The 23,660-nt window shown below is 70.0% G+C and carries 17 protein-coding genes; 7 read left to right on the top strand and 10 right to left on the bottom strand.

Annotated features, from left to right (window positions below; all coding sequences use genetic code 11):
• Positions 1 to 240: 240 nt before the first annotated feature.
• The 3 genes from gltB to D7X32_RS08750 all read left to right on the top strand — a co-directional run bounded on the left by gltB (position 241) and on the right by D7X32_RS08750 (position 6,721).
• A complete protein-coding gene (gene gltB, locus D7X32_RS08760; protein ID WP_120602057.1) occupies positions 241 to 4,812 on the top strand; it encodes a glutamate synthase large subunit in 4,572 nt (1,523 codons plus the stop codon).
• A 3-nt stretch (positions 4,813 to 4,815) separates the two neighbouring features.
• Complete coding sequence (locus D7X32_RS08755) at positions 4,816 to 6,276, top strand: glutamate synthase subunit beta (protein WP_120602056.1); 1,461 nt, start codon at positions 4,816 to 4,818, stop codon at positions 6,274 to 6,276.
• 127 nt (positions 6,277 to 6,403) lie between these two features.
• A complete protein-coding gene (locus D7X32_RS08750) occupies positions 6,404 to 6,721 on the top strand; it encodes a hypothetical protein (RefSeq protein ID WP_120602055.1) in 318 nt (105 codons plus the stop codon).
• Positions 6,722 to 6,734: 13 nt separating this feature from the next.
• On the opposite strand, the gene D7X32_RS08745 is transcribed toward D7X32_RS08750, so the two are convergent.
• The 8 genes from D7X32_RS08745 to D7X32_RS08710 form a co-directional block, all read right to left on the bottom strand.
• On the bottom strand, positions 6,735 to 8,939 hold the full coding sequence (locus D7X32_RS08745; RefSeq protein ID WP_120602054.1) for a hypothetical protein: 2,205 nt from the start codon (positions 8,937 to 8,939) through the stop codon (positions 6,735 to 6,737).
• Between the two features lie 280 nt (positions 8,940 to 9,219).
• Complete coding sequence (locus D7X32_RS08740; RefSeq protein WP_120602053.1) at positions 9,220 to 10,626, bottom strand: ammonium transporter; 1,407 nt, start codon at positions 10,624 to 10,626, stop codon at positions 9,220 to 9,222.
• A gap of 230 nt (positions 10,627 to 10,856) precedes the next feature.
• Positions 10,857 to 12,767, bottom strand: coding sequence for a S41 family peptidase (locus D7X32_RS08735; protein ID WP_120602052.1), 1,911 nt, complete (start codon positions 12,765 to 12,767; stop codon positions 10,857 to 10,859).
• 11 nt (positions 12,768 to 12,778) lie between these two features.
• On the bottom strand, positions 12,779 to 12,994 hold the full coding sequence (locus D7X32_RS47805; protein WP_120602051.1) for a helix-turn-helix domain-containing protein: 216 nt from the start codon (positions 12,992 to 12,994) through the stop codon (positions 12,779 to 12,781).
• Complete coding sequence (locus tag D7X32_RS08725) at positions 12,937 to 13,785, bottom strand: hypothetical protein (protein WP_120602050.1); 849 nt, start codon at positions 13,783 to 13,785, stop codon at positions 12,937 to 12,939. Before D7X32_RS08725 ends, D7X32_RS47805 begins: the two co-directional genes overlap by 58 nt.
• 54 nt (positions 13,786 to 13,839) lie before the next feature.
• Entirely contained in the window at positions 13,840 to 14,226 is a 387-nt protein-coding gene (locus D7X32_RS08720) for a hypothetical protein (RefSeq protein WP_120602049.1), read from the bottom strand.
• A gap of 12 nt (positions 14,227 to 14,238) precedes the next feature.
• Positions 14,239 to 14,754: a hypothetical protein gene (locus D7X32_RS08715; protein ID WP_120602048.1), complete on the bottom strand. Its 516-nt coding sequence runs from the start codon at positions 14,752 to 14,754 to the stop codon at positions 14,239 to 14,241.
• 67 nt (positions 14,755 to 14,821) lie between these two features.
• Positions 14,822 to 19,168 carry a DEAD/DEAH box helicase gene (locus tag D7X32_RS08710; RefSeq protein WP_208752361.1) on the bottom strand — a complete coding sequence of 1,449 codons (4,347 nt, stop codon included), beginning with the start codon at positions 19,166 to 19,168 and terminating at the stop codon, positions 14,822 to 14,824.
• Positions 19,169 to 19,486: 318 nt separating this feature from the next.
• Between D7X32_RS08710 and D7X32_RS08705 the strand changes: the two genes are divergently transcribed.
• The gene (locus D7X32_RS08705; RefSeq protein WP_120602046.1) at positions 19,487 to 19,675 is read left to right on the top strand and encodes a type II toxin -antitoxin system TacA 1-like antitoxin; all 189 of its coding nucleotides are present in this window, start codon (positions 19,487 to 19,489) and stop codon (positions 19,673 to 19,675) included.
• An 83-nt stretch (positions 19,676 to 19,758) separates the two neighbouring features.
• Positions 19,759 to 20,496: a SitI6 family double-CXXCG motif immunity protein gene (gene sitI6, locus D7X32_RS08700; RefSeq protein ID WP_120602045.1), complete on the top strand. Its 738-nt coding sequence runs from the start codon at positions 19,759 to 19,761 to the stop codon at positions 20,494 to 20,496.
• Positions 20,497 to 20,559: 63 nt separating this feature from the next.
• On the opposite strand, the gene D7X32_RS08695 is transcribed toward sitI6, so the two are convergent.
• Positions 20,560 to 21,561 (bottom strand): hypothetical protein, encoded by a 1,002-nt coding sequence (locus D7X32_RS08695; protein WP_120602044.1) that lies wholly within the window; start codon positions 21,559 to 21,561, stop codon positions 20,560 to 20,562.
• 166 nt (positions 21,562 to 21,727) lie between these two features.
• Between D7X32_RS08695 and D7X32_RS08690 the strand changes: the two genes are divergently transcribed.
• Positions 21,728 to 22,000 carry a hypothetical protein gene (locus tag D7X32_RS08690; RefSeq protein ID WP_120602043.1) on the top strand — a complete coding sequence of 91 codons (273 nt, stop codon included), beginning with the start codon at positions 21,728 to 21,730 and terminating at the stop codon, positions 21,998 to 22,000.
• A gap of 64 nt (positions 22,001 to 22,064) precedes the next feature.
• A complete protein-coding gene (locus tag D7X32_RS08685; RefSeq protein ID WP_120602042.1) occupies positions 22,065 to 23,000 on the top strand; it encodes a pirin family protein in 936 nt (311 codons plus the stop codon).
• On the opposite strand, the gene D7X32_RS08680 is transcribed toward D7X32_RS08685, so the two are convergent.
• Complete coding sequence (locus D7X32_RS08680; RefSeq protein ID WP_120602041.1) at positions 22,991 to 23,599, bottom strand: DUF2378 family protein; 609 nt, start codon at positions 23,597 to 23,599, stop codon at positions 22,991 to 22,993. The two genes, D7X32_RS08685 and D7X32_RS08680, sit on opposite strands and share 10 nt — an antisense overlap.
• Positions 23,600 to 23,660: the final 61 nt, after the last annotated feature.

The raw sequence follows: 23,660 nt of genomic DNA, 5'->3' as shown, positions 1-23,660 counted from the left end.
AAGAACCAATTGCCCTGAATGTTGGCCGTTCATCGCAGACGGCTGTTGTCCGTCCATCCATGCACGCGGCGCGGGACGCACCCAGCGTGAGGTTTCACGCGGGGCCTGTTTCCCCGGCACCACTCCACGCGGTGACTCGACCCCCTGGACCACCCTGTCTTTACGGGGTGCGACACGGCGCGTTAGCCTGCATGCTCCACAGCTTGGCTTCCCGCGTCAGGCGGGAAAGGGGTCCCGACGATGCCGTTCACCCGCCCTCCGCGCTACGGATTGTATGAGCCGGAGACCGAGCACGACGCCTGCGGTGTGGGGTTCGTGGCCCACATCCGGGGGCAGCGTTCGCGGGGCATCGTGGAGGACGCGCTGGAGCTGCTCAACCGGCTGAGCCACCGCGCCGCGGCAGGGCGCGACCCGGAGACGGGCGACGGCGCCGGCATCCTGGTGCAGTTGCCGCACCGCTTCTTCAACCACGAAGCGCCGCGGATGGGCTTCGAGCTGCCGCCGCGCCGCCAGTACGGCGTGGCGCAGGTGTTCCTGCCGCCGGAGCCGGAGGCGCGCCGCGCGTGCGAGGCGCTGTTCGAGGACGTGGTGGAGGAGGAGGGCCAGCGGCTGCTCGGCTGGCGCGACGTGCCGGTGGCGCCGGAGGAGCTGGGGCCGCTCGCTCGCCAGGCGGCGCCGGTCATCCGGCAGCTCTTCATCGCGCGGCGGCGCGTGGTGCCCAGCGCCTTCGAGCGCAAGCTCTACCGCATCCGCAAGCTGGTGGAGAACCGCGTGCTGGCGCGCGGCGTGGATCCGCAGGGGCGCTTCCACGTGGCCAGCTGTTCGTCGGAGACGCTCATCTACAAGGGGCTGCTCCTGCCCCGGCAGCTGCCGCGCTTCTACGCGGACCTGCGGCACCCGGAGTTCGTCAGCGCGCTGGCGCTGGTGCACTCGCGCTTCTCCACCAACACCTTCCCCACGTGGGAGCTGGCGCAGCCGTTCCGCTTCATCGCGCACAACGGTGAAATCAATACACTGCGTGGCAACCGCAACTGGATGACGGCGCGGCGCGGGCTGCTCCAGACGGCGAAGCTGGGCGGCAGCCTGGAGCCGCTGTGGCCCATCATCGTCCCGGGCAAGAGCGACTCCGCCCAGTTCGACAACATGGTGGAGCTGCTCTACCTGGGCGGCCGCACCCTGCCCCACGCCATGATGATGATGATCCCGGAGGCGTGGGAGGGTCACAAGGAGATGGGCGACGAGCGCCGCGCCTTCTACGAGTACTCCGCGTCCCTGCTGGAGCCGTGGGACGGCCCCGCCGCCATCGCGTTCACGGACGGACAGCTGATTGGCGCGACGCTGGATCGCAACGGCCTGCGCCCCGCGCGCTACCTGGTGACGGAGGACGACCGCATCATCCTGGCGTCGGAGACGGGCGTCATCGACGTGCCCCCGTCGCAGGTGCGCCGCAAGGGGCGGCTGACGCCGGGCCGCATGCTGCTGGTGGACACCACCGAAGGGCGCATCCTGGAGGACGAGGAGGTGAAGCGTGAAATCACCTCACGCTGGCCCTACCGCCGCTGGCTCCAGCGCAACGTCTTCACCTTCGAGGACCTGCCCGCGGTCCCCGCCCCCGCGCGTCTGAAGGGCGAGGCGCTGTGGCGGTTGCAGCGCGCGTTCGGCTACACGGACGAGGACGTGCGCACCACGCTGGTGCCCATGGCGGAGACGGGCAAGGAGCCCACGGGCTCCATGGGCACGGACACGCCGCTCGCGGTGCTGAGCGACCAGGCCCCCACCCTCTTCAACTACTTCCACCAGCTCTTCGCGCAGGTGACCAACCCGCCCATCGACCCGCTGCGCGAGGCGCTGGTGATGACGCTGGCCACCGCGCTGGGCCCGGAGGGCAACACCTTCGAGGAGACACCCGAGCAGTGCCACCGGCTGTCCCTGCCCGGCCCCATCCTCACCAACGGGCAGCTGGCGCGGCTGGCCAACCTGCGCGGCGACACGGGCCTCTTCGAGCCGCGTCCCTTGAGCCTGCTGTATCCGCACGCGGGCGGCGCGGCCACGGCGCTGGAGGTCGCGGTGGAGCGGCTGTGCACGGCGGCGGTGGACGCGGTGGACGCGGGCGCGAGCATCCTCGTGCTGAGTGACCGGGGCGTGGACTCGGCGCACGCGGCCATCCCCGCGCTGCTGGCCGTGTCCGCGGTGCACCAGCGGTTGGTGCGCGACGGCACGCGCATGTACACGGGCATCGTCCTGGAGACGGCGGAGGCGCGCGAGGTGCACCACTTCGCGTGTCTGTTCGCCTACGGCGTGTCCGCGGTGAACCCGTACCTGGCGCTGGACACGCTGCGCGCGCTGGCGGACGCGGGTGAGCTGAAGGCGGACGCGGACAAGGCGCAGGCCCAGTACCTCCACGGACTGGAGGAGGGCCTGCTCAAGGTGATGTCCAAGATGGGCATCTCCACGCTCCAGTCCTACCGCGGCTCGCAGCTGTTCGAGGCGGTGGGGCTCCAGCGAAGCCTCATCGAGAAGCACTTCACCGGCACCTCGTCGCGCGTGGAGGGCGTGGGCCTGCCGGAGCTGGGCCGTGAAGTGGCGGAGCGGCACGCGCGCGGCTTCGGCGCCGGAGCGGACGGTGAGGAGGACCTCTTGCCGGTGGGCGGGCAGTTCCGCTGGCGCCGGCAGGGCGAGCGCCACAAGTGGAACCCCTCCACCGTGGCGAAGCTCCAGGCGGCGGTGCGCGCGAACGACGCGGCGCAGTTCCAGGAGTACTCCCAGTTGGCGGACGACGAGACGCGCGAGCACAGCAACCTGCGCGGCCTGCTGGACGTGGTGACGGACGGCTGCACGCCGGTGCCGCTGGACGAGGTGGAGCCCGCGCTGGAGCTGGCGCGGCGGTTCGTCACCGGCGCCATGTCCTTCGGCTCCATCAGCGCGGAGGCGCACGAGACGCTGGCCATCGCGATGAACCGGCTGGGCGGCAAGTCCAACAGCGGCGAGGGCGGCGAGGAGTCCCGCCGCTACACGAAGGACGCGAACGGCGACTCGCGACGCAGCGCCATCAAGCAGGTGGCGAGCGCGCGCTTCGGCGTCACCGCCGAGTACCTGGTCAACGCGGACGAACTTCAAATCAAGATGGCCCAGGGCGCCAAGCCCGGCGAGGGCGGCCAGCTGCCGGGCCACAAGGTGGATGAGCGGATCGCGCGCGTGCGTTGGAGCACGCCGGGCGTGACGCTCATCTCCCCGCCGCCGCACCACGACATCTACTCCATCGAGGACCTGGCGCAGCTCATCTACGACCTCCAGTCCGTCAACGCGAAGGCGCGCGTGAGCGTGAAGCTGGTGAGCGAGGTGGGCGTGGGCACCATCGCCGCGGGCGTCGCGAAGGCGGGCGCGGGCTGCGTGGTGGTGGCGGGCTACGAGGGCGGCACGGGCGCCTCTCCCCTCTCCAGCCTCCAGCACGCGGGGCTGCCGTGGGAGCTGGGGCTGGCGGAGACGCAGCAGGTGCTGGTGCACAACGGCCTGCGCTCGCGCATCCGCGTGCAGGTGGACGGCGGCCTGCGCACCGCGCGCGACGTGCTGGTGGCGGCGCTGCTGGGCGCGGAGGAGTTCGGCCTGGCCACGGCGAGCCTCGTGTCCGTGGGCTGCATCATGCTGCGCAAGTGCCACCTCAACACCTGTTCGGCGGGCATCGCCACGCAGGACCCGGCACTGCGCGAGCGCTACCAGGGCACTCCGGAGAACGTGGTGAGCTTCTTCCTGCTCCTGGCGGAGGACCTGCGCCGGCACATGGCGAAGCTGGGCGCGCGCAAGCTGGAGGACCTGGTGGGCCGCGTGGACCTCTTGCGCCAGCGCGCGGCGGTGGACCACTGGAAGGCGCGCAGGGTGGACCTGTCCGCGCTGCTCACCGCGCCGTCCGCGCCGGCCAGCGAGCCGCGCCACTGCCAGACGCCGCACCGCAAGGACGTGTCGGACCACCTGGACCACGAGCTCTTGACCAAGGCGCAGCCGGTGCTCGCGGGCGGGCCGCCGCTGATGCTGTCGCTGCCGGTGTCGAACACGCACCGCGCGGTGGGCGCCATGCTGTCGGGTGAGATTGCCCGCCGCCACGGCGCGCAGGGGCTGCCGGACGGGAAGCTGCGGGTGAAGCTGAAGGGCTCCGCGGGCCAGAGCTTCGGCGCGTTCCTCGCGTCGGGCGTGACGCTGGAGCTGGAGGGCGACACCAACGACTACCTGGGCAAGGGGCTGTCCGGCGGACGCGTCATCGTCTATCCGCCGGAGGGCAGCCGCTTCACGCCCGAGGAGAACGTGCTCGTCGGCAACACGGTGCTCTACGGCGCCACGGCCGGTGAGGTGTACCTGCGGGGCCTCGCGGGCGAGCGCTTCGCGGTGCGCAACAGCGGCGCGCAGGCGGTGGTGGAGGGCGTGGGCGACCACGGCTGCGAGTACATGACGGGCGGCGTGGTGGTGGTGCTGGGCCAGACGGGCCGCAACTTCGCGGCCGGCATGAGCGGCGGCACCGCGTACGTGCTGGACCGCGAGCGCAACTTCCGCGAGCGCTGCAACCTGGAGATGGTGGAGCTGGAGTCGCTGGTGGACGAGTCCGAAATCTGGCTCGTGCACGGGATGATTGAACGCCACCTGCACCACACCGGCAGCGCACTGGCGCGGCGGGTGCTCGACAACTGGGAGCTGATGGTGCCGCAGTTCATGAAGGTGATGCCGTCCGACTACAAGCGCGTGCTCCAGGCGCGCAGGGCGGCGCGCAGGCCGCCACCGGCCGCGGGCGTGCAGCAACTCCACGTCGTCGGCGGGGGGGCCTGAGCCATGGGCAAGCCCACGGGTTTCATGGAGTGGCAGCGCGTCCCCGCCCCCAAGCGGGACAAGTCGGAGCGCCTGGAGGACTGGCGTGAGCTGCACCTGCCGCTGGCGCCGGAGGAGGCGAAGCGGCAGGCGGGGCGCTGCATGGACTGTGGCATCCCCTTCTGCCACCAGGGCTGTCCCCTGGGGAACCTCATCCCGGACTTCAACGACGCGGTGTACCGGGGCCAGTGGAAGGAGGCGTACCAGGTGCTCAGCCGCACCAACACCTTCCCGGAGTTCACCGGACGGCTGTGCCCCGCGCCGTGCGAGGCCGCGTGCGTGCTGGCCATCGACCGGGACGCGGTCACCATCGAGCAGATGGAGAAGGAGATTTCGGAGCGCGCCTTCGCGGAGGGCTGGGTGAAGGCCCGGCCTCCGGCGCGGCGCACGGGCAAGCGCGTGGCCGTGGTGGGCTCCGGCCCCGCGGGCCTGGCGGCGGCGGCGCAGCTCAACGCGGCCGGGCACAGCGTGACGGTGTACGAGAAGGACGCTCGCGCCGGAGGCCTGCTGCGCTACGGCATCCCGGACTTCAAGCTGGAGAAGGCGGTGCTGGACCGCCGCATTGCGCTGATGGAGGCGGAGGGCATCGTCTTCCGCACCGGTGAAGACGTGGCCGTGACGCCGGGCTGGCGCGCGCTGCGCGAGCAGTACGACGGCGTGGTGCTGGCCCTGGGCGCACGCAAGGCCCGTGAGCTGGACGTGCCGGGCCGCGAGCTGTCCGGCGTGGTGCAGGCCATGGACTACCTGGAGCACCAGAACCGGGTGGTGACGGCGGGCGCGCAGCCGGACGCGCGCCTGGAGGCCGAAGGCAAGCGGGTCATCATCCTGGGCGGTGGCGACACGGGCTCGGACTGCCTGGGCACGGCGCTGCGCCAGGGCGCGGCGAACGTGATGCAGGTGGAGCTGCTCCCCGCGCCGCCGCAGCTGCGCGCGAAGGAGAACCCGTGGCCGCGCTGGCCGCTGGTGTTCCGCACGTCGTCCAGTCAGGAGGAAGGCGGCGAGCGCGCCTTCGCGCTGATGACGAAGCGGCTGGAGGGCGAGGACGGCCAGCTCAAGCGGCTGCACGCGGTGCGCGTGGAGGTGCAGCGCGAGCCAGGCGGTGCGCTGAAGCTGGTGGAGGTGCCGGGCTCCGAGCAGGTGTTCGAGGTGGACCTGCTGGTGCTGGCCATGGGCTTCACCGGCCCCCAGACGGACCGGCTGCCGGAGGAGCTGGGCGTGACGCTGTCGCCGCGCGGCACGGTGCAGGTGGACGCGAAGTTCGCCACCTCCGCGCCGGGCGTGTACTGCGCGGGCGACGCCAGCCGGGGCGCGAGCCTCATCGTCTGGGCGCTCGCGGACGGCCGTGAAGCGGCGCGCGCGCTGGACACCTGGCTGTCCGGCTCCGCTTCCGTGCTGCCCACGCGCGGCCAGGACTGCGCGTTCTGACAGGCGCTAGCGACCCGCTCAAAGTCAGACGCTTCACAGGAAAACGGGACACCGGGTTGCCTTTCCATCCTGGACCCGCCGGACTCCCGACACGGCCCCCGTCCTGGAGGGCCGCTCGGGAGGCAGCATGCGGAAGCTGGGAGTGTCTGGAATCCTGACGGCGCTGTGGGCGGTGGCGGTGCTGGGCTGTGGCGGTGTGGCGCCCGCGGAGGAATCGCTGGCGACCACGGAGCAGGCATTGGAGCTGTGCGAGGAGGGCGCGGTCTATTGCCGTGCGGACGGCAGCCGGGTCTGTGACTACGACGGCATCTGCCGCGCCGCGTGTGAGCCTGGAGGCCCGTCGTCCCAGTGTCGCAGCAACGAGCAGTGCTGCCTGGGCTACTACAACGCCTCGACGGGCGTCCTCGTCCAGCCCCACTGCGCGCCCTCCTGCAACTACCCGTAGTCGGAGCTGAACGTCAGTGGACGCGGGCCGCTGGCGGCTGGAGGAAGTCGAGCGGCAGCTCCTGGAGCTGCGTCCTGAAGCCGGGGCGCAGCTCCAGCAATTGCTTCACCACGCCGACGTCGCGGATGGGGCCCACCGTGAGCGCCGGCTCGGGGGAGCCGGGCGGCAGGTCCAGGGGCACGCTGCCGGCGAGCGCCTCCATCCGGGCCAGGTAGCCCACATCCAGGTCGATGAACCATCCGCACGTGGTGCAGTTGGCCAGTTCCTGGAGCCGCTGGTGCCGGCGCAGCAGGTCCGCGAACGGCCACGACGTCACCTGCGCCCCGAACTGGGCATCCGGCACGACGAACATGAAGCCGCTGCCCCCACCCGTCAGGAACTTCGACAGGCGGGCCGGGATGCCCGACGTCGGGCTGACGTGCGTGAAGGCGAGGTTGTTCACGCCCGAGAAGTCATTGGTGCCCGTGTCCTTGAAGTGACAGCCATTGCAGGTGTTGGCGGAGAACTCCTTCCGCGCGCAGACCTCCGTGGCGTCGGTGGGCACCACGGTGAGCCCCTCCCAGTGGGTGGGCGGCGCCACCTGCGCGTTGGCGCCCAGGAATGGCCTGCCATTGACGGTTCGAGGCATCGTGAAGTGCGCGGAGCACCGGGTGGGCACGGTCACCGGCTGTTCAACACCGTTCTTGACGTGCGTGCGCACGACGAAGTCCACGTCGGGGTCCGTCCGGAAGTCGTGGGTCGCGTCATCGGGGGTCAGCGCCATGGTGTGAACGCGCAGGAACCCGTTGGAGGGGGTGTTCTGGCCGGTGACGGGGTGCTCGTCCACGAGCCGGAACTCCCGCAGCTCCCACGGAAACCCCAGGGCCACTTCGTTGGTGCGAAGCTGGTTGAGCGCGTTCCCGTTGCCCTTCCCCGGAGCGCGACCTCGCTGGACGACGCTCTCTGTCATCAAGGCGAGCCGCGCGCGGTAGGCCACGTTGAAGGTGGCGTAGCTCCCCATCCCGGCCCACTGCCGCGCCCAACCCATGAGCGCCGGACACCCCTCGCCCGGCACGCCGTACTCGAAGATGACGGTGAACGGCTTGAGGTTGCAGGTCGCCTCCGTGCCGCCGCTTCCCCACGGCGAGGGGCGCGTCAGCCCGAAGAGGAAGCGCAGCTCGCCCGGGTTGGACGGCCGGCTGTAGTCGCCCGAGCTGCCCGCCAGGTCGATGCGGTTGACGATGGACAGCAGCCGGAAGGGCGCGATGTCCAGGTCCAGCGGCTTGCTGAGCATCACCTCCCAGCGGCCCGTGGAGGCGTTGAGCTGGAGGGAGCTGGACGCGCCGCTGGCGGCGGCCCAGGGGGCAATCACTTCGTCATACATCTTGCGGCGCGCGGGCACCGTGTCGCCGTTGGACTGGAAGTCATTGAGCCAGAGGGACAGCCAGTTCAGCACGAACGCTTCCGGACGCGCGCCAGACCCCTGGGCCATCTCCCGCATGAGGTGCGCGAAGGTCCACACCCCACCCTTCGTCCCCGCGCCGGTGCACGGATCCCACGTGCGCGCCGGGTCCAGCACCACGGCCGGGTCGCGGATCAGCAGCGTGCGCTCCCACCAGGCCTGGGTGGAGGACGGCATCTGGGGACAGCTCGTGAGCGGCACCAGCCCGCCCTGCCCGAAGGCGTCGGCGTCCACGGGAAGCCCCTCGTAGCGGGCAGCCGGGTGGCGGCCGTTGAACAGGATGGTCTCCCGGGTGGGCGTCCCGAACTCGCCTGACGCCAGCCGGCGCTCGTTCTCCCTGCGGCGCTCCAGCTCCGAGTCCGGCAGCTGCGAGAAGAGGGTGAAGAAGTCCGGACCGGGGCTCGAGGGAATCGCGCCCAGCCGGGCCAGCGTGTCGGAGCGGAACAGGACCGTGGGCCGGGCCGGGTCACCCACCACGCGCACCAGACTGTCCGCGAGCAGCCGGTTGGCCGGAGGCGGCAGCTTCACGTGCACGGCCGTGGTCTCCCCCAACGGCGTGGGCTGCTCCAGCTTCTGGGCGAAGGTTCCGGCGACCGACAGGCCCGGCACGAAGGGCAGCTCGCCCAGGCTGGTGGTGTTCCCCTGGCCGGCCTGCACGTCATCCGGGACGTCCCGCACCGGCGGGGCCTGCGCGGGCAACTCCTCCTTCGCGCATCCGCTGACCGCCAGCACGGCTCCCAATAAAGCGATTCTCAATTCCTTGCACTTCCGCAACATGCAGTTCCTCCGGCGAATCCAGCCTTTGCCTTTTCATGGCTGGCATTGGCTCAACGCCGCAGGCGCGCGTGCATGTACAGACGTTCGATCCATGGCAGGTCGAAGTCGGGGCCCGGACAGGGAGCTGCCCGCGTGAATGATCAGCGGGGGCGCTGCCCATCCCCTTCCCGACAGGTTCCGGCCTCGTGGGGCCCGCACGCTTGGAGCCCCAACGCACCACGGGGCCCACCCGCGTGAAGCGAGGGGCCCCGTGACCACCGGCAGGACTGGAAGCAGGGTGCTACGCGGGCACGGGCTCCGACGGAGCGGCGTGTCCCGGGGGGGTGGCCGCCGCGGTGGACGCGCTCGCGGCGGGCGCGGGCGGCGTGGGCACGGCGAGCGCCGCGGTGGGGACCTCGCCCACGGTCTCTCCGTGCTGGCTCAGGTCCAGGCCCTCCTCCTCCTGCTCACGGGTGACACGCAGCGGGACGATGCGGTCCACGATCTTGTAGAGGATGTACGAGCCCACGAAGGAGAAGACGGAGACGACGACCAGCGCCAGCAGGTGCATGAGGAAGGTGCGCGTGGTGCCGTAGATGAGGCCCACGTCCTTCGCGAGCACGCCGGTGAGGATCATGCCGACGATGCCGCCCAGGCCGTGGCAGGGGAAGACGTCGAGCGTGTCGTCCAGCGCGGTGCGGCTCTTGAAGTGCACGGCGGCGTTGCTGACGAAGCTGGCGACCAGGCCCACCAGGATGCTCTGCCCCACGGTGATGAAGCCCGCGGCGGGCGTGACAGCGACCAGGCCCACCACCGCGCCCACGCAGGCGCCCATGGCGCTGGGCTTGCGGCCGCGCAGCCAGTCGAAGGCGATCCACCCGAGCATCGCGGCGGCGGAGGCGGTGTTGGTGGTGGCGAAGGCCAGCGTGGCCAGCGACGAGGCGGACAGCGCGGAGCCCGCGTTGAAGCCGAACCAGCCGAACCACAGCATGCCCGTGCCGAGCATCACGAAGGGCACGTTGGCGGGAGCGTGCGTGGCGTGCGTCAGGTGCACCTGGCGGCGGCCCAGCACGATGGCGCCCGCGAGCGCGGCGAGCCCCGCGGACATGTGCACCACGGTGCCGCCCGCGAAGTCGAGCACGCCCCACTGGCGCAGGAAGCCCTCCGGGTGCCACGTCCAGTGGGCGAGCGGCGCGTAGATGAAGAGGCTGAAGAGCACCATGAAGAGCAGGTACGCCTTGAAGCGCACGCGCTCCGCGAACGCGCCGGTGATGAGCGCCGGGGTGATGATGGCGAACTTGAGCTGGAAGAGCGCGAAGAGCAGCAGCGGCACCGTGGGCGCCAGGTCCGGGTGCGTCTCACCGCCCACGCCGCTGAACATGAAGAAGGTGCGCGGGTCGCCGATGAGGCCGTGGAAGCTGTCACCGAAGCACAGGCTGAAGCCCACCACGACCCACAGCAGGCTGATGACCGCCATGGCGATGAAGCTCTGCATCAGCGTGGAGACCACGTTCTTCAGCCGCACCATGCCGCCGTAGAAGAACGACAGGCCGGGCGTCATCAGCAGCACCAGCGCCGTGGCGGTGAGCAGCCACGCGGTGTCCGCCGCGTTGATGGGACCGCCCTGCTTCACCTGCGCCGCCGGGGCCACCACGAGTCCCGCCACCGCCACGCCCACCAGCAGGACCATCGCCATCCACTTCTGCATCACCGCACCTCTCCAGAGAGCTGACGCGATGCATTGTAGGCTCCAGGTGGACTATTTTCAATCCTGCTTGAGCTAGATTCAGAAGAATTAAGCCTAGATTGCACACTGGGAAACCCAGAAGCCCTGAAACGAGCGCTTTCAGCAGCAACCATCAAGCCAGGCCCCTGGCGACTCCTCCGGGCAGCCAGGGGCTTTTGACGCAACCCGCAACCGGACGCGCGGGCGGGGGTTCAGGGCCGAGGCGTCAGCCGGTACACATGGCGGAGCAGGAACGGCTCGCCGGGACGGCGTGTGAGCCGGCTGAGGGAGAGGACGTCGCCACGACGGGTCAGGACCGTGCGCACTTCGACAGGCGCTCCGTTCTCGTGCCCGGACCCATCCGCCACCAGGGTCAGCTCGCGGGCGTCGGGGCCTCCACGGCGTTCGAGGATGCGCATCCGCTCAGTGGAGGTCTCTTCTTCGCTTTCGAGTCCCCCGCCGTCCGCGCGGATCCGCAGGACCTGTGATGCGCGGACCGTCTTGCCGGGGCCGTCATCGAACGTGAAGGCGAGGCGGGCTTCGTTCCCCTCCCCTGTCACGGTGAGCAGCGTGGGGAGGACGACACGCCGGTCGCTTCCGAAGTCGCGGTAATCGAGCGTTCCGCGCCAGTTGCCAGCCAGCGCGGACGCGAGGGACGGGACAGCGGGCGGAGTGGAGGCCTTCGCAACCTCGGTCACGCGGTCCCTTCCTGCTTCGAAGTCGAGGAGCGTGGGGAGGACCGTCTCGTCCACGGGGACGCCCCGTCCGGCGAGGAAGTGCTCCACGTTCGTCCGGTTCCAGGCGATGGGGATGCGGATCCGCAGGCCGCTGTGAGGCAGCGTCAGGAGGAAGATGCGGCCCGCCGTGGGGCCTTCCGCGCTGCCCGCGCTCTCCTCGCCTGCCAGTCGCGCCCCGCCCTTCTCCTTCAAGTGCGCGAGGATCATCGTCGTGCCCGAGGCGTTCATGGGACCGGTGAGGACCGTCAGCCTTCCGGTGAAACGGTCTGGCGAGGGTTGTTGGGGTTGCCTCGCCGCTTCATCCGGACGCGGCAGCCGTTCCCACGCGCCGTCCCTCGTGCGGTGGAAGCCGTCCAGGGGCGGCTCGAAGATTTCCTGGCGATTGCCCCAACTCTCGATGTGCTGGGGAAGGTCTCCGTAGCGGACCGCCTTGAGCAGGGCGGGTTTCAACCAGGTGAACGGCTCGGGAAGCAGGTAGCGCCCCAGCGCGACCGCCACGTCGTCCGAACCGCCGCCGCTCTCGCGCAGGTCGAGGATCAGATGTTGGACCGCACGGGCCTTCAACACCTGGAAGAAGGCGCCCAGGAAGGCGTCGGCATCCACGGGGTTGCGGTAGTTCACGAAGGTGCCGATGCGCAGCGTGGCGACCTTGCCGTCGAGCCTCCAGTGGATGGCTTTGTAGAACTCGTCGCGGTAGGGGCTGCCCGGCCAGGGCAACGCGGTCCACTGGGTGAACGAGACGGGCTCCAGGCTGACATGTGACGTGTGAAGCGCTCCCGGGCGCTTCCAGTCGAGTTCCCAGCGCGACGGGAACCCATGGAAGGCGGGCCAGGCTTCGTTGAAGTCGTCTCCCATCAGGTCGCCGTCCGAGCCCAGCTTGGCGGCGATGGCCTGATCCGTGCGGCCGTCATAGGCGACGGTGCGGCCCAGGGTGATCAACACCTGGGGCACCCGGAGGCCGTTGATGGTGACGAGCTCGGCGCCGGGCGGTGGGGCGCCGGGCTGGCCGTCGTTCGACACGACGATCATCCGGCCTTCGATGAGCTTGAAGCGCAGCGGCAGGTGCGAGGGCTGAGCGCGGCGCCACGCCTCCATCGCTTCCGGAAGCTCCACCTTGGTGTGGTCACAGTGGATCCCGGCGAGGAGCAGCGAGACCTCCCGCCACAGCGCAAGGTCCGTGATGGGCCGTGACGCCGCCGCCTCCAGCCGGGCGAAGGCGGCCTGTGTCTCGGCCTTGCCGCGATAGCGGTGGAGGCCTGGATGGATGGTTTCCAGCGCCCGCCGGAGGAGCGCGGCATCGGCTCGCGCCTTCGCCGGGTCCAGGGTGATGGAGGGTGGAGCAGGAACCGCGAGGAGCAGGGTCAGGGCCAGCGAAGGGAGCAGCATGGCCCTGAGAGCTAGGCCGGGACCTCCTCGTCCGTCGTCTCAAGTCCTGGAGGCGTGCGGTTTTTCGTTTGTTGAGCCGTCCGCCACGCTGAGGGGCTGAGGCCCGTGTGTTCGCGGAAGATGCGGTTGAAGCTGGCCTTGGATGCGAAGCCTGCGTCCAGCGCCATCGTCAGCAGGGAGGCCGGGTCGCCGGAGGCCAGCCGTTCCTGCACCGCGGCCACGCGCATGGCGTTGATGACGGCGTTGAAGTTGCGGCCCAGTCCCGGTCCGGAACAGGGGTGCCCTCGGCTCGGAGTGCCCACTGGGGGAAGCGGTGGCCCACATGGCGCCAGCCTTCCAATCCCAGCCAGAAGACGATGGCCGCGAAGAGCAGATATTGCGGGAAGCGGTCGTAGTAGCTCAGGGGCGTCAGGAACCGGTCCACGAACGCGAAGCCCACGGTGACGGTCCAGCCCAGCTCCAGCGCCACGAGCACGGTCGCGATCCACGGCTGGCGGTGCGAGTCCCGGTCGCTGACATGTTCCACGAGCCAGCGCTGATAGCGGCCGTGGAAGCGGACCGTGGCCACCAGGTAGACCGCGAGCGAGAGCATTTTCGCGGCGGATTCCAGAGGGGCCACCCACGGCTCATGGACGGAGTCGTTCCAGCGCAGCTTCTGCTCCAGCGGCAGCGCGAAGGCGCACAGCGTGTAGCCGAGCATGACGCCCGCGGGAACGAAGTGCCGCCATGCGCGACCGGGCAGCGTGGGCGTCACGAGGCGGTGGACGTAGAGGTAGAGCAAGGGCCCGGTGGCGAGGCCCAGGTCGAACGGCGCGAAGGACAGCCACGGGTGGACGTCATAGAAGCCCGCGAAGCCCAGCACATAGGGCATCAGCCGCAGCACGGAGACGCCCAACAGCCCGGCCAGGATCCGGTTCGCCGAACGGTTCCCACGAGCCGTCAGGAGCAGCCCGCACACCAGGGCGCCAAAGCCCGCGGCCAGTCCCAGGGTGGTGCTCCAAGGGCCGAATCGAATCACCGCTACCTCCCAGCGGGACGGATATCGCGCGCGAAGCCGAACTGTCCAACCGGGTCAGTCCTCCTCCGGTTCCATCGCGTTCAGTTCTTCTGGCAACGGGGCGTTCATCAGGGTGAGTCGTCCTGGCAGTTGCACCACCAGGAAGCCCTTGCCTCCGATCCGGATGTGCATGCCGTGTGCGGCCGTACCTTCCTTGAGCCACGCCTCGGCTTCAGCACGCGTCTCGAAATCCCGTTCGACCTTGATCTTGAAATCGGGGTCGAGGATCTCACGGTAGTAGCTGGTGAAGTCGTCCAGCTTGTTCATGTGCCGGACGTAGACAAGGCAGATCGCCGCAACCTGGAGGGCATTCCATTCTCGTGAGCCCTTTTCGTGACGCTGGGTCTCGTCATTCAAGACAGAGAGCACATCCTCCACATCGACTTCCGGCGCCTTGCTCACGGATGCCTCCTTTCAGATGGGACTCAACACCAATAATCCCGCAGGAGCCACGGCGAGCGAGAAAGCCACTCCCGCGACGACGACCACGGTTCCCAATGCCACCTCGGATTTGTGCTCCCTGAGCCAGCCCAATGCGGCCGCCATGTCAGGGAATCGCAGCTCCCGTTTCGCGCCCTGTTGCTCCAGTGCCTCCTGTTCCTTGAGGCATTTCATGAACGCTTCAAGGCATTGGCTCGTGCAGAGACGATGGTGGCCCTCCGAATGCTTCTCCATGTCTTCCACGGTGGGCTTGCGGCTCCAGCACTTCTGGAAACATTGCTTCTGTAGCTCGCCGCAGTAGGCCTCCGCGCCAGAGCCGCCGGTGCCAGGCCCTTCCGCCGTCCCGACGCCTCGCGCATCTTCGGAAACGACGTAGGTCTTCCGCTCGGGACGCTGGGTGTGTCCACAGGCGGCAGCCATCATCACCGTGAGGACGAGGACGGCCCTGACGTACGAACCGGGGCCTCCGTGCCGGATGCGGGGGTTCATGGGGAGTCACTCCACCCATGAACCCCAGACGCACACAACGTCTCGACCGCTCCCTGTCCTGCTCCGGTCAGTTCACCTGGGCGAGCGGCCCATCGACTTCCGCGTCCTCGTTCTCCGACGCGTCCTCCACCGCATCCACGCCCTGCGGAATCCCATCCACGTAGGTGACGACGTTGTTCGGCAGCGCGGCCACGCGCGGGCCCGGTGTCACCACGCCCGTGAGGTTCAGCGGATCCACGCCGGACAGCTGGATGCGCAGGCCTGACGGGGCCGATCTCCGCACCGCTCGCGCCATGTCCACCGCTTCCGGCAGCGCGAACTGCTCACCCACGAAGCCGGACACGAAGCGCCCACCTCGCAGCTCGCCTCGCGCCTCCATGCGCCGGTAGACCAACAACAGGTCGCGCCACGTGGGCGCCAGCGACTCGCGCATCACCAGGTCTCGCCAGACGATGCCGTAGCGCTGGAGGAACAGCTTCGCCAGCGACTCCGTCACCTCCTCCTGCGACTTCGGCTCCGACGGCGCCAGCAGGCTCCAGCGGCCCGGGCCGCCCCGGTTGAGCAGCTTCTGCCGCTTGCGGTGCACCGGGCTCTGCAGGATGCGCAGGTTCTGCACCGCGTCCGCGGTGACGAGCCCCTTCGCCACCAGCTCCCACAGCGCGTCCTCCACCTCCGCCGGCAGCCGCCGCGCCCGCGTCACCAGGTCCTGGAAGAAGCACGCGCCCCGCCGCTCCAGCACGCCCACCACGTCCTTCGCCGCCGCGCTCAGGTCCGGCGGCGTCCACACGCCCCCATCCGCCAGCACCGCGTGCGGACGCGCCGCCGCCAGCATCCACTCCAGGTCTTCCCGCACCGTGAACGTCAACGGCGCGTTGCGCGTGGGCGACGACCGCTTCGCCACCACCGGCTCCGGCGCCTCCAACACCGGCGCACCCCGGCGCGGCCCCGGGGGCTTCGGCGGATCCTTCAGCGTCACCCGCCCCCACGCCACCTCGCCCGCGTAGCACGCGCGCTCCATCAGGTCCGGCGTGTAGCCCCGCATGCGCGCGGGCAACAGGAAGCGCTCCCACGCGGAGGCCGGCGCTTCGTATCCCTGCAGCAGCCGCACCGCCTTGAGCAGCCCCGTGGAACCCCGCAGCGCGTCCACGTCCTCCAGGTGGTGCCACCGGAAGAGGAAGCGCATGAAGTCCTGCGCGCTCAGCGGCTCGATCTCGCGGCGCAGCCGCCCCACCGTCAGCCGGTGGATGCGCTGGAGCAGCCGCCGGTCGCACCACTCCAGCACCGGGCTTCCATCCGCGTCCCGCGCCACCGGCACGTCGTCCTGCGCGCGGAACTGGCCTCGCAACACGCTGCCCTGGCTCTCCAGGTTATGCAGCGCCAGGTTGATGTCGTCCGGCTCCAACAGCGTCAGCCGCGCCAGCTCCGTCACCGTGATGGGCCCCACCATCTCCATCCGCCCCCGCACCACCTGGAGCACCGCCGCGTCACGCTCCACCGGACGGTCGTACTCCAGCACCGGCAACACCGGCTCCGTCACCGCGTCCGGAAACAGCGCGCGCACCGCGTTGCCCCGCTCCGCCGACACCAGGAACCGCCCGCCCGGCCGCTCCAGCCACGCCACGCGCCCCTGCTTGAACAGCCCCACCTCTTGCCCTCGCGGCACCTCCGACGCGCGCACCAGCACGAACTGCAACAGCGCGTCGTGCAGCTCGTCCTCGTCGCGCATCGGCGGCGCGGCGTCCTCCACCACCTGCCGGATGGCGTTCGCGTCCAGCGCGCCGAACGCCGCCGCGTCCTCGGCCGGCATCGCGCGGCGCAGGGCCACGTTGCGCACGCGGCGCTCCTCGGCCGGTGCGTCGTCCAGGAAGGTGTAGGGCTGGCTGTTGATGAGCGCGTGCGCGAAGACGCTCGGCTCCGGGACGTCTCGCGCGACCAGCTGGATGCGCCCGTCCTTCATGCGCCGGAGCACCTCGCGCAGCCCGTCGATGTCCATCGCCTCGCGCAGACAGTCGTCCATCGTCTGCTTCACCAGCGGATGGTCCGGCAGCTCCACATCTCCGCCGCCGTGGTTGTCCTGGCAGCCCACCTGCGCGGGGAACACCGCCGCCAGCAGGTCCTCGCTGCGCGCGCGCTGGAGGTTCGGCGCCACGCGCTTGCCCCCCATCATCCGGTGCAGCGTCAGCGCCCGCGACGCCACCCACCGGAAGCGCGTGCCGAAGATGGGCGCCTGGAGGATGGCCTGCACCAGCACCTCCTCCACGTTGTCCGGGTGCAGGAAGTCGAAGATGTCCGCCAGCGGGAACGAGTGCTGCTCGCCCAGGCTCAGGAGGATGCCGTCCTCCGTGGCCGCCGCCTGCAACTCGAAGTCGAACGAGCGGCAGAAGCGCTTGCGCAGCGCCATGCCCCACGCGCGGTTGATGCGGCTGCCGAACGGCGCGTGGATGATGAGCTGCATGCCGCCCGCCTCGTCGAAGAAGCGCTCGGCGACGACCTGCGTGTGGCTGGGCACCACGTCCCCCAGCATCTTCTTGCCCAACCGCAGGTAGCCCAGCAGCGCGTCCACCGCGGGCGGCGGCATGCGCAGGAGCTTCTCCAGGAAGCCCGCCGGGTCGTCGTGGCGCAGCAGCTCCTCGCGCAGCCGGCCCACCTGGAGGCTCAGCTCGTCCGTGCGGCCCGGCGCCTCGCCTCGCCAGAAGGGCACGTTGGGCGGAGCACCCTTCGCGTCCTCCACCATCACCGTGCTGCCCATGACGCGCTGGATGCGCCACGCGGTGCTGCCCAACAGGAAGATGTCCCCGGGCGAGGACTCCACCGCGAAGTCCTCGTCCAGCGTGCCCACCACCTTGCCTTCCGGCTGCGCGGTGACGCTGAAGCTGAACGTGTCCGGGATGGCGCCGCCGTTGGTGAGCGCGGTGATGCGCACGCCCCTGCGCCCCTTGAGCCGCTGGTTCACCCGGTCGCGGTGCAGGTGGATGCTGCCCCGGCCGCGGCGCTCGGAGACGCCTTCCGAGAGCATCTCCAGCACCTGCTGGTACTCCTCCCAGGTGAGGTCCTGATACGGATACGCGCGCTGGAAGATGCTGAAGAGGGCGCGCTCGTCCCATTCCTCGCACGCGCACGCGGCGACAATCTGTTGCGCCAGCACGTCCAGCGGCTTCTTGGGGATGCGGACCGCGTCCAGGTCGCCCTCGCGCACGGCGTTGAGGAGCGCGACGCACTCCACCAACTCGTCGCGCGTCATGGCGAAGAGGATGCCCTTGGAGATGCCCGCCTTGTGGTGGCCCGCGCGGCCCACGCGCTGGAGCAGCACGGAGATGGCCTTGGTGGTGCCCAGCTGAACGACGAGGTCCACGTTGCCCACGTCGATGCCCAGCTCCAGCGACGCGGTCGCCACCATCACGCGCAGCTGGCCGGCCTTGAGGCGCTCCTCGGCGGACAGGCGCATCTCGCGGGACATGCTGCCGTGGTGCGCGGCCACCCACTGCTGGCCCAGGCGTTCGCCCAGGTCGTGCGCCACGCGCTCGGACATCTTGCGCGTGTTGACGAAGATGAGCGTGGTGCGGTGCTCGCTGGCGAGTTGGATCAGCCGGTCATAGACCTGTCCCCACATCTCGTGGCTCGCGATGGAGGACAGCTCCGCGTCCGGAATCTCCACCTTCAGGTCCCACGGGCGCTGGTGGCCCACCTCCACGCGCTTGCACTCGGTGAGGGACGCGCCGGTGAGGAAACCCGAGATGGCGTCCAGCGGCTTCTGCGTGGCGGACAGGCCCAGGAGCTGGGGGCGCACGTCGGTGAGGGCCTTGAGGCGCTCCATGGACAGCGCGAAGTGGCTGCCGCGCTTGTCTCTGGCGAGCGCGTGGATCTCATCCACGATGACCGTGCGCACGTAGCGCAGGGTGGCGCGGGCGCGCTCGGCGGTGAGGTAGAGGTAGAGGGACTCCGGCGTGGTGATGAGGATGTGCGGCGGGCGGCGCACCATCTGGGCGCGCTCGGCGGCGGGCGTGTCGCCGGTGCGCACCTGGACGCGCAGGTGCTGGGGCTCGTAGCCCTCCTCGCGCGCCAGGGCCATCAGCTCCTCCAGCGGCTGGAGGAGGTTCTTCTGCACGTCGTTGCCCAGGGCCTTCAGGGGTGACACGTAGAGGACGCGGGTGTGGTCGGGCAGCGTGCCGTCGAGCGCCAGGCGGAACAGCGAGTCCAGCGCGGCCAGGAACGCCGTGAGCGTCTTGCCGCTGCCCGTGGGCGCGGCGATGAGCACGTCATGGCCGGCGTGGATGAGGGGCCAGCCCTCCACCTGGGGCCGGGTGGGCTCCCCCAGGCGTGACGTGAACCAGCGCCGCACCACCGGATGGAAGGCGGCGAGCGCTGGATGGGCCGCGGACTCGGACGCGAAGGCGAGGGCGATTTGAGGGGACATGGCGGGCTCCCAGAGAGGCAGCCTGAACACAGGTACAGCGCGGCGTCAACGGACGCCAGGTGCCGCCATTTGGCCCCCAGGTCAGGGGATGTCGGAGGCCCCGCGTATCCCCCCGAACCGTCGACGGCTTCGTCTCCCCAGCAGGACGCCGGGCACTCAGGCGGGCAGGCTTCATGTGCCCGCGATGTCGCCTTTCCGGTGATGCCTGACTCCGTGCATCACCCTGGTGGCAGATTGAATGCAGCTGGGACGTCAGTGGATTTCTACTGAGTTTCCAAGGCGGTATTCGAGGCCGGTCCAGGCCGCCGCGTCACATTCATGAACCCAAAGCATCAGATGCTCGCAGAGGACAACTCGCCCTCCATCACCCGGCTGGAATGGACTGCAGGGGAGGAAGGCCGCGTCGTGCTGCCCGACAGTGATTTCGACCGGCTCGTGGACGTGTTGGAGAAGCCAGCGAGGCCCCTGCCCCGGCTGCAGAAGCTCGCGCGCAAGAAGGCCCGCTGACGTCCTGGTAGGAAGAAGGGGCGCCGTCATGACGGCCTCCCTGATGTTTCCCAGGCTCACCGCCATTCCCAGCAGGGAGTCCGATGCGCTTCTACCAACTCCAACGTCCGGCACCTTCCACTCCGAGACACTGGAGCGGCAGCCTCTCCGCCGAGCACGTCTGGAGGCTGCCTGGTGTGGAGTGCCCGACCTGCCATGAGACCTGGAGTGGCGAGTTCACGCATCCCAGCGTCGACCTGTCCTCTTTGTCCGAACGCGACCTGCTGGTGGAACCCCGTGTCGAAGCCCATGCGGAATACGCACGCCTTGCGTCCCACGTGCAGCCGTTCCTCCCATCCGGCCTGCCCCCGGAACCCGGCATGCGGTTCGGCCCGCTTAACGGCACGGCGCACGGAATCTTTGGCCCCTTGAGCACTCGATACGGTTGGGAGGTGCTGATCACTCAGGAAGCATTGCGGCACCTTCAAGCCGTGGGGATCCGGGGGCTTGTTCCCGTGCGCGCGGAGTTACAGGGGCTTGATGCAGGAGTCGTGCTGTATGAGCTGGAGCTTCCCTTGCGCGGGCTTCTGCACCGGGACGCAGTCCTGACAGGTCCCAAGTGCCCGACCTGTGGATGGGACGAGGTGCGAATCTCACCCGAGCCATGGCTGGAGGGAGATGCCCTCCCCCATGACGTGGACCTCTTCCGTCCCAGGAACGGAAGCACGTACACCTTCGTCAACGAACACTTCGTCGAAGCCATCGAGGCCCTGGGCCCATCCGATGTGACGTTCCGCGAAGCCGGTGTCGTACCGGCATCCCGCACGGGCTCCATTCACTGAGTTCAGCGGCGGAAGCGCCGAGGCCAGGCCGTCCGGCCTGCCACCGACATCGAAGTGAGCCGCTCACCTCAGCCGGAGATCGCAGTGCGGGCAGCGGTCGAGCGACAGCGTGGGCTGGGCTTCCTCGCCCGACGCGAGCGGATCCGGATCCACATGACGCACGTCGTTCCCACACGACGGACACAGCAGCTGGTGGCGGATGCTCCACCCGTGGGCCACGGAGGCGCCAATGAAGACCAGCGCGACGGGAAGCCCGGTCAGGTCCCAGCCCTCGGGGCGAGGCAGGTCCCGCGCCACGGCCCAGAGCACCCCGCCCACCAACAGCCCCACGAAACCGCCCGCGAAGACCAACGCCTTGTGCCGCGTCCACCGCTCGCCGAACACCGCTCGCAGCCGCGCCAGATCCTGGAAGTCCCTGCGCGCGAACAGGGGCTGACGGCTCCCAGCGACGGGGACCTCGCTCCGGACCGCTTCACGTGCGGCATCCGCTTGCGAGCGGTGCTGCTCCGCCGCCCCCCGCAACGCCGAGGCGAGCCTCGCCAGGTCCCGCAGGAGCGCCCGGCAGGCCTCCTCGTCGAAGTCCCCTCGCACGGGAGCGAGCAGTTCCTGGCCCGTGAGCTGGATCCGCACGCCCTGCTGCTGGAGCGTGAGGAGCGCCTCCCGCACGGCGGGCTCCTGCATCAGACGGAGGACGGCCGCCGGATTCGCCCCCTGGATGAGGTACGCCGCGTCCAGCAAGGGCTGCCCCACCTGGAGGTCCTGAATCTCCGAGGCGCCACGCAAGCCCCGCCGCTGGGGCGTCAACGCGAAGCCCTCCGGCAGCTTCGCATCCAGGAGCAGCCGCAGCCGCGAGCCCCCCGTGCGAGGCAGGGACACCTCCACCGGATACCCCCGGTGGCTGCCCACCAGCAGTTGGCGTGCAGGCACCACCGAAGGGGACAGCTCCAGCTTTGGCCCGAGCGCCCGCCAGCGACGCCGGATCCGCTCACGGCGCCAGGCCTGGAACACGATCGGTGACATCGCCAGGGCGGCCGCGACGACGATCGAAGAAAGCCAGGGGTTCATGCGCGGCCCAGGTTAAGCGCCTGCCCATCCCCAAGGAAAACCACGCCTGCCGCGACACCGCCGCCCCGGTCCGCCCCACGGTGCGGCCTGGCCTTGCCCGTGGGTGTGCCCTGGCATCTCGACTGCACAAAGGCCGCATCCCCACTCCAAGAAAGGATGCGTCCTCATGAAGCGTTGCCTCCTCGGGCTCGCGGTCCTGCTCACGCTCACACGCTGCACCTCCGGCACGCACAGCTGCGACACGAACGCGGACTGCTCCGAGGGACTCCTCTGCATCCACGAACATGCGCACGACATCGACGCGGATACCTGTCAGCAGCCCTGCACCGACTCGAGCCAGTGCGACGCGCCCGACGTCTGCGCCTGCCCCGACTCGCCCGGGGGCTCGGCGTGCAGGACCGATGATGGCGGATTCAGCCGCTACTGCGGGTTCTCATGACGAAGCAGGGCGGCGCACCCGCCTGAACTGGGGCACACTGCCCCCCTCGAAAAGGAGCCACACCATGAGCTGGGAAGAAGACCTGCAGGGCCGTGAGCCCCCGCCCTCCCTGGAGACGCTCATCGTCCCGCGCGTGCGCGACCTGGGCGACGGCTTCCACGTGCGCCGCGCCCTGCCCTCCGCGCGCCGCCGCATGGTCGGCCCCTTCATCTTCCTGGACCAGATGGGCCCCGCGGACTTCGACCCCGGCCGCGGCCTGGACGTGCGCCCGCATCCGCACATCGGCCTCTCCACCGTCACCTACCTCTTCCAGGGCGAAATCCTCCACCGCGACTCGCTGGGCATGGTGCAGCCCATCCGCCCCGGCGCCGTGAACTGGATGACCGCCGGCCAGGGCATCGCCCACTCGGAGCGCACCGCCCCGGACACGCGCGCCGCCGGTGGCCGCCTCTTCGGCATCCAGGCCTGGGTGGCCCTCCCCAAGAAGCACGAGGAGGTCGCCCCCGCGTTCGTCCACCACCCCGCGGACACGCTCCCCGTCATCGACGGCGAGGGCATCCACCTGACCGTCATCGCGGGCCAGGTGCACGGCGGCAAATCCCCCGTGCGCGCCCACTCCGACCTCTTCTACGCGGACGCGAAGATGGAGGCGGGCTCCCGCCTGAAGCTCTCCGCCGAGTACGAGGAGCGAGGCCTCTACCTCGTCGAGGGCACCCTGGAGGTGGAGGGCACGCGCTTCCAGCCCGGCGAACTGCTGGTGTTCAAGCCGGGCAGCGAGATCATCCTCAAGGCGGAGTCCTCCGCGCGGATGATGCTCCTGGGCGGCGAGCCCATGGACGGCCCGCGCTACCTGTTCTGGAACTTCGTGTCGTCCTCCAAGGAGCGCCTGGAGGCCGCCAAGGCGGACTGGAAGGAAGGCCGCTTCGGCCAGGTGCCGACGGAGACGGAGTTCATCCCCCTGCCGCCGGATGATCCGCCCGCGCCCGTGCGCTACCCGTAGAGCCGGCGCACCGGCGCCAGCGTGCCCGCGGGCCGCTGCGACTTCGCCTGCGACCACGTCAGCCGGTACGTCGCCGCCGTCCCGTCGAAGGCGATGGGCTTCACTTCCGGGGAGCCCGCGCCCGACGCCCGCAGCGTCTCCGCGAGGAAACCGCAGGCGAAGAAGGGGTTGTCCGCCAGCACGTCCTTCACCCACAGGGTGGCGTCCTGCTGGGTCAGCTCCTCCACCCGCACCTCGTTGAAGTTGTTGCCCGCGCGCAGGTTGTACGGCACGCGCTCCAACGTCTTCTTCGGGCCCAGGTGGGTGACCAGCTGCATGCTCGCCCGCCCCACGGACGTCTGCTGGAAGCCCTTCAGGTAACGGGCGCCCAGCTCCAGGTAGGCCGCTTCCAGGGGCTGGCCAGGGAAGACGTCCTTCGCCGCCACGTCCAGGAAGAGGCGCCACTGCTCCAGCCCGTAGTGGGGGCGCAGCGGCTCGGACAGGTTCAGGCCCGCGGCCTTCAGCTTCTGGCGCCCGTCACGCGTCAGGTAGGGCCCCAACGCACGCACGAAGAGGGCTTCCACGCTCTGGGCGAAGATTTGCTTTTCGGATGGGACCATGCCCCCAGGGTGGAGTCGCCCCTGCGCATCCGGAAGGGCCACCGCAACGCATCCGTCCACG

The organism is Corallococcus carmarthensis (assembly GCF_003611695.1).
In the GTDB taxonomy this organism is placed as follows: domain Bacteria; phylum Myxococcota; class Myxococcia; order Myxococcales; family Myxococcaceae; genus Corallococcus; species Corallococcus carmarthensis.
This window is presented reverse-complemented; position numbering and strand designations above follow the sequence as displayed.